General features: G+C 52.7%; 16 protein-coding genes. 5 read left to right on the top strand and 11 right to left on the bottom strand.

Annotation, left to right across the window (positions count from 1 at the left end; translation table 11 throughout):
• Positions 1–27 precede the first annotated feature (27 nt).
• Both AC6RNO_RS14640 and AC6RNO_RS14635 read right to left on the bottom strand, forming a co-directional pair.
• Positions 28–594 (bottom strand): outer spore coat protein CotE, encoded by a 567-nt coding sequence (locus AC6RNO_RS14640; RefSeq protein WP_474681784.1) that lies wholly within the window; start codon positions 592–594, stop codon positions 28–30.
• Positions 595–1,022: 428 nt separating this feature from the next.
• Entirely contained in the window at positions 1,023–1,781 is a 759-nt protein-coding gene (locus AC6RNO_RS14635) for an SDR family oxidoreductase (protein ID WP_474681785.1), read from the bottom strand.
• A gap of 222 nt (positions 1,782–2,003) precedes the next feature.
• Here AC6RNO_RS14635 and AC6RNO_RS14630 point away from each other — a divergent pair, with 222 nt between their 5' ends.
• A complete protein-coding gene (locus AC6RNO_RS14630; RefSeq protein ID WP_497105850.1) occupies positions 2,004–2,612 on the top strand; it encodes a TetR/AcrR family transcriptional regulator C-terminal domain-containing protein in 609 nt (202 codons plus the stop codon).
• Positions 2,613–2,857: 245 nt separating this feature from the next.
• Here the strand turns inward: AC6RNO_RS14630 and AC6RNO_RS14625 are convergent, their stop codons facing one another.
• The 7 genes from AC6RNO_RS14625 to AC6RNO_RS14595 all read right to left on the bottom strand — a co-directional run bounded on the left by AC6RNO_RS14625 (position 2,858) and on the right by AC6RNO_RS14595 (position 9,071).
• Positions 2,858–3,019, bottom strand: coding sequence for a hypothetical protein (locus AC6RNO_RS14625; RefSeq protein ID WP_474681787.1), 162 nt, complete (start codon positions 3,017–3,019; stop codon positions 2,858–2,860).
• Positions 3,009–3,653 carry an AAA family ATPase gene (locus AC6RNO_RS14620; RefSeq protein ID WP_497105917.1) on the bottom strand — a complete coding sequence of 215 codons (645 nt, stop codon included), beginning with the start codon at positions 3,651–3,653 and terminating at the stop codon, positions 3,009–3,011. The genes AC6RNO_RS14625 and AC6RNO_RS14620 overlap by 11 nt, the downstream gene beginning before the upstream one ends.
• 912 nt (positions 3,654–4,565) lie before the next feature.
• Complete coding sequence (locus AC6RNO_RS14615; RefSeq protein ID WP_497105916.1) at positions 4,566–5,198, bottom strand: DUF4352 domain-containing protein; 633 nt, start codon at positions 5,196–5,198, stop codon at positions 4,566–4,568.
• 152 nt (positions 5,199–5,350) lie between these two features.
• Positions 5,351–6,313 (bottom strand): aromatic acid exporter family protein, encoded by a 963-nt coding sequence (locus AC6RNO_RS14610; protein ID WP_474681791.1) that lies wholly within the window; start codon positions 6,311–6,313, stop codon positions 5,351–5,353.
• A gap of 66 nt (positions 6,314–6,379) precedes the next feature.
• Positions 6,380–7,225, bottom strand: a complete 846-nt coding sequence (locus tag AC6RNO_RS14605; protein ID WP_474681792.1) for an ABC transporter permease — start codon at positions 7,223–7,225, stop codon at positions 6,380–6,382.
• Positions 7,215–8,006, bottom strand: coding sequence for an ATP-binding cassette domain-containing protein (locus AC6RNO_RS14600; RefSeq protein ID WP_497105849.1), 792 nt, complete (start codon positions 8,004–8,006; stop codon positions 7,215–7,217). Before AC6RNO_RS14600 ends, AC6RNO_RS14605 begins: the two co-directional genes overlap by 11 nt.
• Positions 8,007–8,063: 57 nt before the next feature.
• Positions 8,064–9,071 carry an ABC transporter substrate-binding protein gene (locus tag AC6RNO_RS14595; RefSeq protein ID WP_497105848.1) on the bottom strand — a complete coding sequence of 336 codons (1,008 nt, stop codon included), beginning with the start codon at positions 9,069–9,071 and terminating at the stop codon, positions 8,064–8,066.
• Between the two features lie 170 nt (positions 9,072–9,241).
• On the opposite strand from AC6RNO_RS14595, the gene AC6RNO_RS14590 reads away from it, so the two are divergent.
• Genes AC6RNO_RS14590 through AC6RNO_RS14575 form a run of 4 tightly spaced genes read left to right on the top strand, consistent with a single transcriptional unit; the run spans position 9,242 to position 13,396 of the window.
• Positions 9,242–10,825: a spore germination protein gene (locus AC6RNO_RS14590; RefSeq protein ID WP_497105847.1), complete on the top strand. Its 1,584-nt coding sequence runs from the start codon at positions 9,242–9,244 to the stop codon at positions 10,823–10,825.
• Positions 10,822–11,994 carry a Ger(x)C family spore germination protein gene (locus AC6RNO_RS14585; protein WP_474681796.1) on the top strand — a complete coding sequence of 391 codons (1,173 nt, stop codon included), beginning with the start codon at positions 10,822–10,824 and terminating at the stop codon, positions 11,992–11,994. Before AC6RNO_RS14590 ends, AC6RNO_RS14585 begins: the two co-directional genes overlap by 4 nt.
• A gap of 2 nt (positions 11,995–11,996) precedes the next feature.
• Positions 11,997–12,239, top strand: coding sequence for a hypothetical protein (locus tag AC6RNO_RS14580; protein ID WP_497105846.1), 243 nt, complete (start codon positions 11,997–11,999; stop codon positions 12,237–12,239).
• A 38-nt stretch (positions 12,240–12,277) separates the two neighbouring features.
• Complete coding sequence (locus tag AC6RNO_RS14575) at positions 12,278–13,396, top strand: endospore germination permease (protein WP_497105845.1); 1,119 nt, start codon at positions 12,278–12,280, stop codon at positions 13,394–13,396.
• A gap of 229 nt (positions 13,397–13,625) precedes the next feature.
• Here AC6RNO_RS14575 and aspA read toward each other — a convergent pair whose 3' ends face one another.
• Positions 13,626–15,050, bottom strand: coding sequence for an aspartate ammonia-lyase (gene aspA, locus AC6RNO_RS14570; protein WP_497105844.1), 1,425 nt, complete (start codon positions 15,048–15,050; stop codon positions 13,626–13,628).
• 44 nt (positions 15,051–15,094) lie between these two features.
• Positions 15,095–16,369, bottom strand: a complete 1,275-nt coding sequence (locus tag AC6RNO_RS14565) for a cation:dicarboxylate symporter family transporter (RefSeq protein ID WP_497105843.1) — start codon at positions 16,367–16,369, stop codon at positions 15,095–15,097.
• Positions 16,370–16,535: the final 166 nt, after the last annotated feature.

Below are 16,535 nucleotides of genomic sequence, written 5' to 3'. Positions count from 1 at the left end.
CCTGCATACAGTGAAGTATAAGGTTCCTTAATCCAGGTCTTCTTCGAGCAGCGCAGCATCCAGATCCTCGAAATCTCCGTCCACGCTGTCATCGAAGTCCACATGCTTGTCGTCGAAATCGCTTGGGCCGGTCGGGCTAACGACTACATTCACTTTCGTTTCGGCGACCATCTCGACCTGGAACTCCCGTTCCACCCGGATTACCACGCTGTCGCCGCCGGAGGAGACGCTGGCTTCCACACAGTTCGGCTCCTGTGTTGCGAAGGCAGCCACCTCAGCCGTAGCCGACCTATGCTTCTTGTCTAAGTAAGTAAGCGGAACGACTTCTACATAGGACACTGTCTCTTTTGCAACATCGGTTTTGGTGTTGCGATCGTAAGAATACCAGATGTTGATATCATAAGTACCAACTACCTCTACGCCATCTCCGGATTGGATCGCTTCATATTGGTTGTTAATGATCCAAGCGCCCAATATACTGGTCGGAGAAAAGGGCGGAGTCACGGTATGACTTACGTGCGAGAATTTGCGGCCTTTGCCGCAGACAGCTTTGGTAATGATCTCTCTGCACTGCAAATCTTTATCTATTGACATCCTTTCAACCTCCTCCATACAATCATTCATTACAAGTGTATGCGGGACATAGGCAAATGTTGATTAAATGGATGCGAACAAATAAATATTATTATCGAATCGCCTATATAATGCCGATAAAAGTAAATGATTTGCAGTCAAAAAAGCGGCCGCAGCATCAAGCGCCGGCGACGCACGGCTTCTCTGTTATTCGTGTGATTTTACTACATTTTATTTCGTTTTGCGCTCGTTAATTCCACAAATTCCAAATTGCTTTCTCTATGGAAATGAACCGGCCAAATTCGCGCAGCCAAAAATTTCTCTGAATCTAGCGTTTCATTCCAAAAGTTCTTTCGCAATATAATGTGTCATCAAAATTCAGCTGCCTGAAATACGGCAAAACCGCCAGCCCCAAGACGGACTGACGGTTTAGCATAGGATCTGTAAGGTTAATAAGCAGTCCAGCCCGCATCGGCCGTTACAACCGTGCCGTTAACGAAGCTAGCATCGTCGGAAGCAAGGAACAACGCCACTTTCGCGATATCTTCCGGCTCCCCTGTGCGCGGGTTGAGGTTTATGCCGGCCATCGCTCTTTCGATACCGAACGGGTTCGGGGTCGTAAGGGATGCGCTGATGTTTGTATTGACGCCGCCCGGCGCGATGGCATTACAGCGGATGCCTTTAGGCGCATATTGGAATCCGACGTTCTTCGTCAGGCCGACGACGGCGTGCTTCGAAGCCGTATAAGCCGCGCCGGCGCGGGAACCCATCAAGCCCCCCGCGGATGCAATGTTGACTATGACTCCGCCTTGTTTCTCCAGAAAAATCGGAATCACTTTGCGGATCGTTCTCATTGGTCCTGTCGTATTGATGGCGAAGACGCGGTCCCACAGCTCGTCCGTCAAGTCTCCGGCCGGGACGAAGTTGTCCATAATGCCGGCGTTGTTGACGAGAATGTCTACGGTACCGTATTGCTCGACGGTTGTATCGATAAGCGCCTGCACGTCTTCTTCTTTTGCGACGTTAGCGGCAATAGCGAAGGCGGCGCCGCCTCTGGAGACAATCCCGTCAACAACGGCTTGCGCGGCTTCAACACGAAGGTCTGATACGGCAACTTTCGCCCCTTCCGCAGCGTACAATTCTGCGATGGCTCTTCCCATGCCCGAAGCAGCCCCAGTAACAACAGCTACTTTTCCGGATAATCTCATGACGAAATTCCTCCATTTATCTTTATTATTTTATATCTTCGAACAAACAATGCCGGCTGTCCCCAAGAAATAACGAACACATGTTCAATAGAGAACATCCGTTACTTCAAGTATAATGAGGGATATAAGTGATTACAATCAGTAAAAACAGCGCGTTTGTCAGATAACGAACAACTCGGCCGATTTTGTTCAATATGTTTAACAGGAAGGATCGCATAGACAATGACCGACAATGGCAAAAAAATAGACCGCCGCATCGTTCGCAGCCGGGCCGCGTTACGCCAAGCGCTGCTGACGCTAATGGCGGACAAGCCGTTCACGGCGGTATCCATTACGGAAATCGTGGAGCTTGCGAATTATAACCGCGGGACCTTCTATTCCAATTATGAAAGCAAGGAGGCGCTACTTGAAGATATCATTCTCGACCTAGTCGATAAATTACTACTTTCCTTCCGCGCGCCTTACGAGAAGGTGGAGTTCTTCCACATCGACCAGCTGCCGGCGCATTCCGTTATGCTTTTCGCGCACATTTACGAGCATTCCGCGATTTATACCGTTCTTATGAAAAGCGATGTACTGCCGGCGCTCCGGGAGAAAATGTTCACCGCGCTCAAGCGGATTTCTATGGAGGAGCTTGTCTCTACGAAAAACGACATCGATGAAGAACTGCTGGCCACCTATTCGATCCACGCGCTGTTAGGTCTTGTGTTCCACTGGGTGGAGAGCGGTTTCAATCATTCGCCGGCCTATATGCAGGAGCAACTGGTGAAGATCATCAACTATCGTCCGACCGTTGCGAAGACGTCGATCAAAGGATCGGCCAGGCAGTGATCTCTTTATACTCCCGGCAATCCGCAGCCCTCTGCAAGCATCATAAACAAGAAGACCAGAGAGGCGGCCCTTAACTTGAGCCGCCTTTCTGGTCTATCCTATGCTACAGCTTATTCGTATCGCTCTCTGGTCTTTCAGCTGCGGGCGGCTGCTCCCGGTCCTTAACATTACAAGCTATTTCTTAGCGGCAGAATTCCCATTATCAAAATATGAAGTGTCCAAAATTCTGGCATAAATATAAGGGTTCAAATTGGGACTTTGTTATACAGCGAAAATTCCACCTCGTGTTCTCCGGGGTCGACGACAGCGGCATCTAGAACGAGCCGCTTGAATTTGCGGTCAAGCGTAAAAGTAACGTCTCCGTATTGGTCGATCTTTAACACTTCCTGGAACTGTTTATTTTTCACCAACGTATCTGCTGAGTCCCTTGACAAAACCGCATAAACGTTGTCGATGTCCATTGGCATAGCAAAAATCGGCGTTCTTTCTCCGGACTTGTATGGGGTTTGGCTGCGGCAGGTCGGGGTATCGTTCCAACAGCTCCGGCAGCAATCGCGCCAACTCAGACAGCCAAACCGGACTGAGCTGCGGTACGGCGAGACGCCTAAGCCATACTGTTACCGGACGGTAGGACTGGGAGCTTGCTGAAGGGTAACAGCCGGCAATTGCTGTTTGTTCCCCCTGGCTTTCTACCATCGATTTAAATTCCTGCGCCAGTCTCGTTTTGCCTATGCCCGCCTCCCCTTTCAATATCAACATCGCGCTTTTGCCTGCCGCTGCCTGCTTCCAAGCTTTCAGAAGATGCCCCCATTCGGCGGATCTGCCGATCAGCTCGTTCTGCGCGGTCGACGAAGGTTCGACGCCGTTCTGCGTAAGCCTTTCAATCAGGTACACGGTTTCTTCTGCCGGGCCTATCCCCAGTTCGTCTTGCCATTTACTCAGCATTTGCCGGTAAATTCGAGTAGCGCCCGCCATATCTTTATTCAAGGCGTACAGCCGCATCAACGTGCGGTACGTTTCCTCTCTTAATGGATTCTGGATCAGCAGCTAGTTCGCGAAAACGATAGCCGGCGAGTATTCCCGCTGACCTTCCAGCATTCCCGCAGGTCGTGAAGTAGTTTCCGCAAATTGGAAAGGGCTTGTTTCTCGGTGGAACCCGGCCAGAAATCAAAGGCAATTTGTTTCCTGCTTATTGTCCTGTCAAAAGTTATTATCAAGTATGCCAGCAGTTTGACCTTGCTTCCGGAAAAAAACGTCGTTAACTCCTTGTCGTCTATAGTAATTTTTAACCTGCCTAACAGTTGAATACTGCTGTTTGTCAAACCGGCCACCCCCATCTCAAACCCGATTCTAATTAGCTTATTCTCCCATTGTAATATATGAATTTGTAATGTGAAAATGTTTTAAAGGACACAGAAAAAGTGACATTCCGCCCTTTTAAACGGCTGTCCACATAAGATGCACCCAAAACTGCAAAAGTCGGGCTATGGTGAAACCTACCGCCAGATCCGGTCACACAATTTGCCTGGTTGCACGAAAAAACCTGCAAAAGTACATTTTTTTCTCGATGGATATGCCGGCCACGAAATATTCCTGCAATTGTGCAGGTTTTTCGCCGCAAACATAGGCTCAGATTCATTTTTACAGAAAATTCCTGCACAATCGCAGGCTTTTCACCAAAATGAGCCACTTTTACGAAAAAAACCTCCCACTTTTGCAGGTTTTCCCCCTCTTCCCCGCCCTCTACCGATGTTTCGCATCGCTCGGGTCCACACCCGAAGCACCGACGAGGCGCTTCGCTCGTGCTTACTCGCGCCCGCGCGCAGTCCCAGCTTGCGGTGCTGCGCTGCATGGCGGCGGTCGGTCGACCGCACGAAGCCAGGCCGGCGCTCCGGCGCCCATGAAAAAAGGGACGAAGCCACGTCCTGTGCTTCGTCCCGAAGATTTGATCAGCTACTCTACTTTAAGCTTGATTTTTTTGCCCATCATGCCGCCTTGCGCTTGCAGATAAAATCCTTTTGCATCTTTCGGGACGTCGAAAGCGACGTAGCCGGTAAGGCTTAATCCAGGATTAAGACTTTTCAGGAAAAACGATTTGTCCATGCCAACCGCCGTCATGGCGTCCGAAGAGCTCGAAAATTCTCTTTTTTGATCGTCGATTAATTTGTAGCTGGCTTGATCGACGGTGATCTTATCTTTTTGGTTGTTGACAACCGTCAGTTTAATGATTTTGAAAACGCCTTGCGCCTTGGCCTTCAAGAATTCGTTGTCGCCGGCCTCTTCTTTTGTTTCCACGCTTTCGACGGTGATTTTCACATCGGAAGATACGCCCTCTTTGGAAAGTTCGGCCGGTGTCGGCGCTGGAGTCGGTGTTGGCGTCGATTTGGCCGTAGCCGCAGCCGCCGGCGATGCTTTTTTGGTGTCGGCCTGCTCCTGCTTTTGCTCCACTTTGACAGGGGCGCTCACTTCTTTTTTCGCCGTAGCCATTTTCAAGCTGCCGATCACATAAAGTCCGGCAATAACAGCCCAGAAGACCCCAAAAATTTTACCTGCGACCCGCAAATTTTTCCATGATACAAAGATCATGACGTAAGGCACGAAAATCCATCCCAATACTTTTAGAAATGCCACTTCAACAGCCCCCAATAAATAGTATAATTTTCCTATTTATCGATTATACATAGTATTTAAGGCTCAGTCTACTAAAATTTGTATTAAGATTCGACGGCATTCGCCTCTTATTCATTGTTTCCGGGCTTTTGCTTCTTTTGTTTCTTGGCGACGGACAAGTACTGTATCAGTTCTCTATGCAGCTGAAAAATGGCGGAACGCACCTCGAATTCCTCTCTGTTCGCCGGCAAGGGCATCTCTTTGAAGCGCTGCTCCAGCAGCTGCAATTCCCGCTCCGTATGACCTATGTAATAGTCCGCTTTGACGTGCTCGCTCAAGCCTTCGAATATAGCGGCGACAAGTTCGCCCTGCGGCAATGTCTGATATACCCGGGCGACGAGATCGGTCATTCGGTTGATCAGATCCAGCTGTTCGCCGCGCATGTAGAAATAGACCCTCCAGTAAGGATCGCCTCCGAATAGGAGCGCGTTGTCCAGCGACCGTTTGGCCAAAAGCGCGCCGCGCTCAATCGCTTCCCCGGCATCCAGCAGTTCCTTGCCGTCCCAAACGGTGGAATTGTCCCGCAGATGAGCCGCAATATGTTTGAAAATGTCGGAAAATAGCTGCTCGACCCGCTCCTTCTGTGCGGTGATCTCCCGGTCTGCCCTGGGCATGTAGGCGATGTTGATCAATGTCGCCGTGCCCAAACCGACCAGCAGCAAATACACTTCATTCAGAATCGCCGGTAGGCTCACCGTTTCGTAAGCGTACAGATGGAACATCGAGACCGCACCTGTCACGGTTCCTTCGCTGATTCGCAAGCGGTGCAAAATCGGAAAAACAGCAAGCACAAACAACCCGACGACCCACGCATGAAAACCGAACATCAGGAACAGCAAGGAGCCGAACAATAGCCCCATCAAGGAAGCTGCAAGCCGCTGCAGGGCGCTTTGCAGCCCTTTTTTCTTCGTCACCTCGACGCCGAGAATCGCGAGCAGGCCCGCTGCCGCAGGCGATTTCAGCCCCAGCAGCCCGGCGGCGCACATTGCGATTACGACGGCAATCGCCGTTTTTAGCACTCGAAAGCCCATAGCTTTCACCTCTTTCGCGGTTCGTCTATGGGCTCATTATTTCATTTCAGGCCGCATGTGGCAAGCTTACCGGTGTTTGGTCAGCCGCTTTTCGAGGTAGGCAACGGCCTGATACATCAGCGTCGCGACGAGTGCGATGACGATCAGCGTGCTCATGACCAGCGTGAAGTTGAACACCTGGAAGCCGTAAATAATTAAATAGCCGAGGCCGATTTGCGAGACGAGAAATTCGCCGACGATCACGCCGACCCACGCCAGACCGACGTTCGCTTTCAAGGTCGAAATGATCGCCGGAAAGGAGGCCGGCAAGATGACTTTTTGCAGCACTTTTCGCTTGCTGCCGCCAAAAATGTGAACGACTTTGACGTAGTTCGCATCGACTTCTTTAAAGCTGCCGTACACGACAAGCGTCGTGATGATAACGGTTATCGACAACGTTGTCGCAATGATTGCAAGCAGCCCGGGGCCGAGGCCGACGATGAACAGCGGGCCGAGCGCGACCTTCGGCATGCTGTTCAGCACGACGATGTAAGGATCGAGCACCCGGGACAAAAACGGCGACCACCAGATGATGACGGCGAGCGCCGTACCGAACAGCGTGCCGAGGGCAAAACCGGCAAACGTTTCAAAGACGGTGGCTCCCACATGCGGCAAAAGCGAGCCGTCGAGCAGCTTCTCCCAGAGCAGACCGAACACCTTGCTCGGGTAGCTGAACAGCAGCACATCGATCCATTTCATCCGGCCGGCCAGCTCCCATAGCGCGAAGAAGGCGATCAGGATGGCGAGCTGGGTTAGCCGAACGCAGACGGTTTCCTTGTTTCTTGCGGCGATATACTGCCGCCGCACTTCGTGCGTGAGCCGCCGCGCAGTAACCATGGACGGCTCGGCAGGCCGGATCTCTTCATTTTGCATCGGTATCCTCTCCTGTCTCCGGCGCTTCGAATTCCTGCCAAACGGACTTGAACAATCCGTTGAAATCGGGAAGCTCCCTCGCCAAGAACGGCAGCGCCAGGCGAATCTCCTCGGGTATAACAAACTCACGGCGAATGCGTCCGGGATTCGGCTCCAGCACGATAATCCGGTCGCTCATGGCAATCGCTTCGGAAATGTCGTGCGTGACGAGCACCGCGGTCTTGTTTTTGGCGCGCAGCGTCCCGGCGACCAAGTCTTCAAGCTGCAGCTTGGTCTGGTAATCGAGCGCGGAGAACGGTTCGTCCAACAGCATAATTTCCGGCTCCGTCGCCAAAGTGCGCACGAGCGCGACCCGCTGGCGCATCCCTCCGGAAAGCTGTGCCGGATAGTAATCCTTGTAGCGTGCAAGCCCCATTTCGTCGAGCAGGTGAAGCACGTACTCCCGCTTCTCCGCGGTCAAATTGCCCTGCAGCTCCAGTCCGATCGCCGCGTTATGAAAAATCGTGCGCCAAGGAAACAAATAATCCTGCTGCAGCATGTACCCGATCTTGGAAGACGGCCCGCTGACCGCTTCTCCCGCTACGGTGACGACGCCGGCTGTCGGCGCGATCAGCCCGGCGACGATCGACAAGACGGTCGTTTTTCCGCATCCGCTGGGACCGATGAGACTGACGAATTCGCCGCGCCGGACGGTCAAGCTTACATTTTGCAAGGCTAGCGTAGCCCGCTGCTGCGTGACATAAATTTGCGTAACTTCAGCAATGGATACAGCCGTGTCCATGTTCCTCCCCCCTCTTGCCCTCATGTGTCGCGTGCGCCGTTCCGCTGTGCTCTTTCACTATTTCACGCTGTTTTTGGCTTTCTCGGCAAACGTATTGTCGACCAGCTTGCTCCACTCCACTTTCTGCTTCAACTCGCCTGCCGTCGTCATCACGTCGAGCAGGTTGTTCCATTCCTTCTCGTCGACGATCGGGTCCGATGCATACGAGCCTTGATCTTTGTAGCGTTTGATGACGCTTTTGACGATTTCCGGGTCCGTGTCTTTAAAAAAGGGCAGAACCGCCTGCGCGATTTCGTCTACGCTTTTGGCATTGACCCAATTTTGCGCGCGCTGCACGGCATTCGTAAACTTCTGGATCGTGCCCGGATTTTTGTCGATGAAGCTTTTTTTGCTCATAAAGACAGTGTAAGGTAGGTGTCCGCTTTCCACGCCGAAAGAAGCGATGACGTAGCCTTTGCCCTCTTTTTCAACGATCGAAGCCTGGGGCTCGAAGAGCTGGACATATTCGCCGGTGCCCGAGGAATAGGCGGACGTAATGTTGGCGAAATCGATATTTTGAATCAGCTCGAGATCTTTTTTCGGGTCGATGCCGTGCTTTTTCAAAGTAAATTCTCCGGCCATTTGCGGCATGCCGCCTTTTCTTTGTCCCAGAAAGACGGAGCCCTTGAGCGAGTTCCAGTCGAACGGATCGACTTTTTTGCGGGATACGAGAAAAGTACCGTCCGTTTGCGTAAGCTGGGCAAAATTAATGACCGGGTCATCCGAGCCCTGCTGCGCAACGTAGATCGACGTTTCCGAACCGACCAGCGCCACATCGATCCCGCCTGAAAGCAGAGCGGTCATCGTCTTGTCTCCGCCCGGCGTCGTTGTCAGCTCCGCCTCGAGCCCTTCCTCTTTGAAAAATCCTTGCGACAATGCGACGTACTGCGGGGCATAAAATAAAGATCGCGTCACTTCCCCGATCCGGACTTTCGCCGTTTCCTCCGCTTTTTTGCCGCACGCCGGTAAAATGATGCCGAGCAGCAGCACCGCTGTCAGCCCACATACCAAGCCTATACGTTTCATGGATGTTCCCTCCATTGGATTGTTGTACTGTATCGTATGCAAATGCCCAGAGGTCGGTTAACGGCGGCTTGGAACATATCCTTCTGTGCGGATGCGAATATTGCCCCCATGGATGAGGAACGATAAGCCATACAGATTCCAATAGATTCCCGACAAGGAAAGTGCAGACAATGTGGAGACAGCTATTTTTCAAAAATCGCCCGCCCGCCGCAAAGCCGCCCCAGCCTGCCGAGGAACAGCCCGGGCAGACGGACCAGGGCAGCGCCTGCATTCCGGCCTGTTTGGCCGACAGTCTGGAGCGGATCCGGACGACGTTCAGCAACTGCAAAGATCTCGTCATCCTTCCCTGGAGCTATGGCCCGGAGCTCGGGCAAACGGCATTCTCCGTCTATTTCGATACGCTCGTCCAAAACAAAAAAGTGAACTATATGAAGGAAACGCTGCAGGATCTGGTGACGCACGAAATCGGACCGGCAGAGGATGTTACGCCCGAACAGATAGCCGGCTTTTTTTCCGGTAACGGGGTGTCCGCCCAGTCGGCCAAAATGTTGGACGCCTTCCCGCAAGCCGTGCAGCACATTTTGGACGGGAATCTGGTTATCTTTTTCAACCAATGGGACAAGGCGCTTGCCTACAGTGCGCTCGACGTCAAACACCGCCAGCTGAACGAGCCGATTACCGAGCCGGTCGTGCAGGGACCGCACGTCAGCATGATCGAGGATCTCGCCACCAACATCGGCATCATCCGCAGCCTGCTGAAGTCGCCAAGGCTCAAGTTCGAATTTTTGCGGGCGGGAGAGGAAAGCCAGCGCAGCATCACGTTCGGTTATTTGGACGGAACCGTCAATCCGGAGACGCTAACCGAATTCAGGCGGCGCCTTGCGGATATCGACAAGGAAGAAATTTTGGAAACTTCGTATTTGGAAGAATGGCTGGGCGAATCCTCCTTGTCGCCGTTTCCTCAGGTGCGATATACGGAACGTCCGGACACGGCGATCGCCGCGCTGCTCGACGGTAAAATTATCGTAATGGTAGACGGAACGCCGACGATCGTCATTTGTCCGGCGCATTTTCTCGAGTTTTTCTCCACCAGCGAGGATTATTATCAAAGAACGGTTTTCACTTCGTTAATCCGGCTGCTCCGAATTGGCGCATTCCTGATGGCGCTGCTGCTTCCGAGCACCTATATCGCCCTCTCGACCTTCCATTCCGAGCTGCTGCCGACCGTGCTGCTGTTGGCGATCCTGGACACGCGCGAAGGCATTCCGTTCCCGGCGTTCGTGGAAGCGCTCATTATGGAATTTTTTTTCGAATTGCTGCGCGAAGCCGGCATTCGACTGCCGCGGCCGGTCGGCTCCGCGGTCAGCATCGTCGGCGCGCTCGTCATCGGCCAGGCTGCGATCCAGGCCAAAATCGCTTCCCCGGTTATGGTCATCGTCGTTTCGCTGACCGGAATCGCCTCCTTCGCGCTGCCGCAGTACAGCATGTCCATCGCGGTGCGGATTTTGCGGTTCCCGCTAATGGTACTCGCCGCCACGTTCGGGGGTCTCGGCATCATGATCGGATGCCTGCTTGTATTCCTGCATCTCACGACATTGCGTTCGCTTGGCCAGCCGTATATGTCGCCCTTGGCCCCTCTGGACATCAAGCAATTCCGCGACGTCATCATCATTTTCGCGCGCAAAATTTTGCTTCATTCGCCCCGTAACCGGCATTTGCACAAAAAGACGGGAGAAAGGAAAAAGGTGTCATGAAACCGTTCGTTCGCATCGCCCTGGCTGCACTGGCCTTAGTCCCGCTCGCCGGCTGTTGGGATAAGGCGGAATTGACCGAATTCGGGTATGTCCAGGCGGTCGCGATCGATCAGAACGAAGAAGGAAAAATCGCGCTCACCACCCATTTTTACAATCCTTCGGGAGGAACCAGCATGGGCGAAACCGCCAAGCAGGGAAAAAAAGGGCTGAACATTAAAACCGAAGCGGATACCGTCTTCGACGCGGTGCGGGATATCACGATTCATTTGGGGCGGAAGGCAAAATGGGACCATATGCGCATCATCGTCATCGGCGAACAATTGGCCCGAAAGCAGCATATCGGGGAAGTACTCGATTTTTTCTCAAGAGATCATGAACCGAGGGGTACCGTCCTGCTCTTGATCGCGGAAGGCAAGGCGGGCGACTACCTGTACGTCAAGCCGTTCATCGAAAACACCATTGGCGAACAGCTCCGAAGCATCGAGGAAACGGCGCAAACATACACGTCCAAAACGTCCAAAGTGCCGCTGCTCGAACTCGCGATTCAGCTAAAAAGCGAAACGAACGTCGGCATTGTTCCTTTCATCTATAAAGACAAATCTTCACATGCGTTGTCCGTAGCCGGAAGCGCAGTCATCCAAAAAGGATATATGACCGACCTTGCGGTATCGCCGTCCGATACCCAGGCTTTGGCGATGCTGTACGACAAGTACGACCACGGGATCGTCGAATTTCCCTGCATCGGCTCGACATCCAAATCGAAAATGTCCAAAGAATCGTACCAAGTGACCACGCTGCAGACAAAAATGACGCCCATCATCAAGGGAAACGACATTAGCGTCGATGTCTCGACCCAAATAACCGGGAGTGTCGGCGAGCTTCGCTGTTCCATTTTGAAGACCAAGGATGAAGGGAAACAATTCGAGCGCATGATCGGCAAACAAGTCGAGCAAAATATGCGGAAAATAATTACTAAATCCCAGGCCAAAAAAATCGATATTCTCGGCATCGGAAATCGCATATACAGAAAAAACCCGGCGCTGTGGAAGCGGTTGAAGCCGGATTGGAACGAGCGTTTCGCCGATGTGCGGTTCCATATCGATGTCCAGGTCAAATTGCTCGATACCGGGCTCAACCTTGGCACGCCTTTCCGGAAAAGAGGTGAATAGCCGTGCTCGCCAAATTCGCGGTTCTCCTCCTTCTTTGTGTGGGAATGCTGGCCGGCGACGCCTCGAAATGGAAGCAGGCCGGCAGGCGGGAGCGGATCATTTATGGAATGTTTGCGATTCCGATTCTGTATCTCGGCCTCCTTTTTGTGACGAATAAGCAATGGGCGAATCTGAATGATCTCATGGAGTACTTCTTTGAGAAACCGGCAAAACGCATTGTCGAGATGATCAAGCTTCCGGACTGAAGCCGGCCGGGATCGATGCGATCGATAAAAGGATGGTTATGATGAACAAGCAAGAAAGCATCTCTTCTTTCCAAATGGCTATGCTGTTTCTTGCCGGCATGACCGGCTCGTCCATCGTATTGATTCCGTCGCCGCTCGCGGGCGCCGCCAAAAACGGGGCATGGCTTTCGCTTATCATCGCTTTTGCCATGGGGCTGCTTATACTGGCCTGCATCCTCTATTTGCACAGAGCGAATCCGGGGGCGGCTTTTTTTGAACAGAGCCGGCAGGCGCTCGGGAAATGGCTGACGATTCTGCTCACCGTGCCGTATGTTTGCGCCTTGTTCTGGCAAGTATCGGCCATTGTGATTGAAATCGGCGGCTTCTTCAAAAGCACGATGATGAAGGAAACGCCTGTCTCCGCCATTCATCTTTTATTTTTCGTTACGATTGCGCTGACGGTCCGCCAAGGCATTGAAGTCATAGCCCGGATGGCCGTTGTTCTGCTGACTTTGATGTTCGCATTTATACTTATGATTTGGGCGATGGCTTCGCCTTACTATCACGCGGAATTTTTGCTGCCGTTCATGCCGGACGGGATCAAGCCGATCCTTCACGGCGCTTACATCGCATACGGGTTCCCTTATGCCGAAGTTGCGCTGTACGCGATGATCCTCCCGTATGTCCGCAATGACGAAAAGCCCAAGCTCGGAAAAATGATGACGATTGCGATCACCGTTAACGGTATAACGCTGCTTGTGTCCATCATCTGTTCCATTATGGCTTTGGGCCCTTTGGCCGGCGAACTGAAATATTCCTTATATCAGCTTGCCCGCTTAATATTTATTCAGGAAATCATTGAAAGAATCGAATCGGTGGTCGGTTTCTCGCTGATCGTCGGCTCTTATATGAAAGCTTCCATCGTCTTGTTCATATTAATCAAAGTCTTGGCGCAACTGCTGAAATTGCCGGATTCCAACATGCTCGTTTTCCCCGTTGCCCTGGTCTGCCTGCTGTTAGCCAGCACCATGTATGCCGAGGAGCTGAAATTTACCGAAGACGGTTACATCATCTGGCCCCTCATGGATACTGCCGCATACATTGCGCCGCTCCTTCTGGTCGCCCTGGTAACCTGGCTTCGACGAAAAAAACAGCATTCCCGGGAGCCTGTCCGATGAACTCGGCAGCCGCTCTTCCCCGACCTGCGCCTCTCCTGCATAGGTTACGAAGCTGAAGTGAGGAGGCAAGGCGGCTTGGCAAGGAAAAAAACCTGCATGAGTCTATATATTTGGTGAAAAGCCTGCACTTTTGCAGGCATTGTTCGTGGACAGCGATCAAGGACGCAAATTCATGTATGTTTGCAGGTTTTCTTCGTGCTACCAAGGGAATGCGCCGTACAGGTCAGAATCATTCCCTCTCCAGCAGCGACGCTCCTGCAATGCCGGGATTCGTCATTTCATACGGATCCAGAATAAGATCCAGTTCTTCTTCGGTAAGCACGTTGTACAAAAGACATAGCTCCCGTACGGAGCGGCCGGTTTCAATCGCTTCGCGGGCGATTCTGGCGACCACCTCGTAGCCGAGATGCGGATTAAGCGCCGTAATGACCCCTACGCTCCGGTCTACGTAGGCTTTGCACTGCTCCACGTTAGCCTGGATACCCTCAAGGCAGTAGGTGCGGAACGCCTTGAACACCTGATTCATCATGCTTAACGATTGCAGCAGATTGAATACAAGCACCGGCTCCATCACGTTCAGCTCAAGCTGGCCGGCCTCCGAAGCCAGGCAAATCGTATGATCGTTGCCGATGACCTGGAAGGCGACCTGGTTGACGACCTCGCACATGACCGGATTCACTTTGCCCGGCATGATCGAGGAGCCCGGCTGCCGGGGCGGCAGGCTGATCTCGCCGAGTCCGGCGCGCGGCCCGGATGCGAGCAGCCGCAGGTCGTTGGCGATTTTGGACATGTTGATCATGCACACTTTCAAAGCGGCCGAAACTTCGGTGTAAGCGTCCGTGTTTTGCGTGGCATCGACCAGATGCTCGGCGCCTGTGAGCGGAAACCCGCTGATCGCCGCCAACCGCTCCACGACTTCGGCAATATAGCGCGGGGATGCGTTCAGCCCTGTGCCGACCGCGGTCGCGCCCATGTTCACTTCGTACAGGCAGGCGCGCGTCCCGCCGATCCGCCGGATATCCCGGGCCAGCGCCCGGCTGTACGCCTCGAATTCCTGGCCGAGGCGAATGGGCACGCCGTCCTGCAAATGCGTGCGCCCCATTTTGATCACGCCGTCGAATTCTTTTGCCTTGATTTGAAAAGCGTCATGCAGTTGGCCGAGCGTCGCCAGCAGCTGGTCAAGCAGCGAAAGAGCGGCGATATGAATGGCCGTAGGAAACGCGTCATTCGTCGATTGCGCCATGTTGACATGGCTGTTCGGACTTAGAGCGGAGTAGTCCCCCTTCGCGTTGCCGAGCAGTTCGAGCGCACGGTTGGCGATCACTTCATTCGCGTTCATATTGATTGAAGTTCCGGCTCCGCCCTGGATCGGGTCCACGATGAACTGGTCGTGCCATTGCCCGCCGATAATTTCCTCCGCGGCCTGCACGATCGCTTCGCCCAGACGCGGATTCAGCTGCCTCGCCGACATGTTGGCCTGCGCGGCCGCCTTCTTGACGATCGCCATCGCAATGATCAGTTCTTCATGAATGCGGTAGCCCGTAATCGGAAAATTTTCCATCGCCCGCAGCGTCTGAATACCGTAATATGCTTCGGCAGGGACTTCTTTCGATCCCAGAAAGTCTTTTTCCAACCGTACGTTTCCATTCGACATGTTCTCTCGCTCCAATCGCTGTTTTGTCCATCTCAAGTCATATGCTATGCCGCTTTGTTTACTTCGTCAATGGAATTCAAATATTGCTTCGCCTGCGCCTTGTCATATTGTCCCTCCAGCTTGGACATTACGATGGCCGCCAGTCCGTTGCCGAGCACGTTCACGACGGTGCGGGCCATGTCGAGAATGCGGTCGATGCCGGCAATAATCGCCAGTCCTTCTACCGGTATGCCGACCGACCCCAGCGTCGCCAGCAGCACGACGAAGGAAACGCCGGGCACGCCGGCAATGCCTTTGGACGTAACCATCAGCACGAGCACAAGCGTAAGCTGTGTCGTTATCGGCAAATGAATGCCGTACATTTGCGCAATAAACAGCGCCGCTATCGCCTGATACAGTGTAGAGCCGTCAAGATTAAACGAGTACCCGGTAGGAATGACGAAAGAGGTAATCGCTTTGGAGCATCCGAAGTTTTCCATTTTTTGCATCAATTTAGGTAAAACCGTTTCCGAGCTTGCCGTGGAATAAGCGAGCACGATTTCGTCTTTCAAAATTTTGATGATGGAAATGATGCTCGTTCCGGCCATTTTGGCGATCAGTCCGAATACTACGAAAATAAAGAATAACATGCCTCCGTAGACGGTAAAAATGAGTTTCCCAAGCGGCAAAAGCGAGGAAATGCCGAACTTCGATACTGTCACGCCGATCAGGGCGAATACGCCGAACGGAGCGAATTTCATAATTTGATTCGTAACCCAGAACATCGACTCCGAGACGCCCTGGAAGAAAGCGATGACCGGCTTGCCCTTCTCGCCAATCGCCGCGACACCCAGCGCGAACATGACGGAGAAAAAGATGACCGCCAGCATGTTGCCGCTGCCCAGCGATTCAAAAATGTTGCTCGGCACGATGTTGACGAACGTATCGGCAAAGCTGTGGCTCTGCACCTTCTCTGTCGTGGCGATGTAGCTGGCGATGTCGGTTTTGGCCAGATGCCCCATGTCGACGCCTGCGCCGGGCTGCACGATGTTCGCCGCCAGCAGGCCGACGATGATCGCGGCGGTCGTCACCAACTCGAAATAGAGCAGCGTTTTCCCGCCCAGCTTTCCGAGCTTCTTGATGTCGCCCACTCCGGCTACGCCGACAATGAGCGATGAAATGACAATAGGAACGACAATCATTTTAATCAAACGGATAAAAATATCACCAATCGGCTGCAAATAGGTGGCTACCGCCGGGTTGCCGTAAAAGACGGCCCCGACGATAATACCGATCGCCAGTCCAATGAATACCTGCAGGGCCAAACCGAATTTTTTCATTAGTTCCACCTCGATTTCAGTTTTTGAAGCGCTTTCTTTTTGTTTGATTACGCTGCAAATAGATTGTATAATCACTCCTACCGGATTCTATAAAAAACTACACAACCGCTCGAAAAAATTTTGAAAGATGTGTGAACGGCGGCAAATTGCGTTATAGTAATGAGAT

Source organism: Paenibacillus sp. sgz302190 (assembly GCF_059820445.1).
The sequence above is the reverse complement of the archived record's forward strand: the minus strand, read 5'-3'. Positions and strand labels throughout refer to the sequence as shown.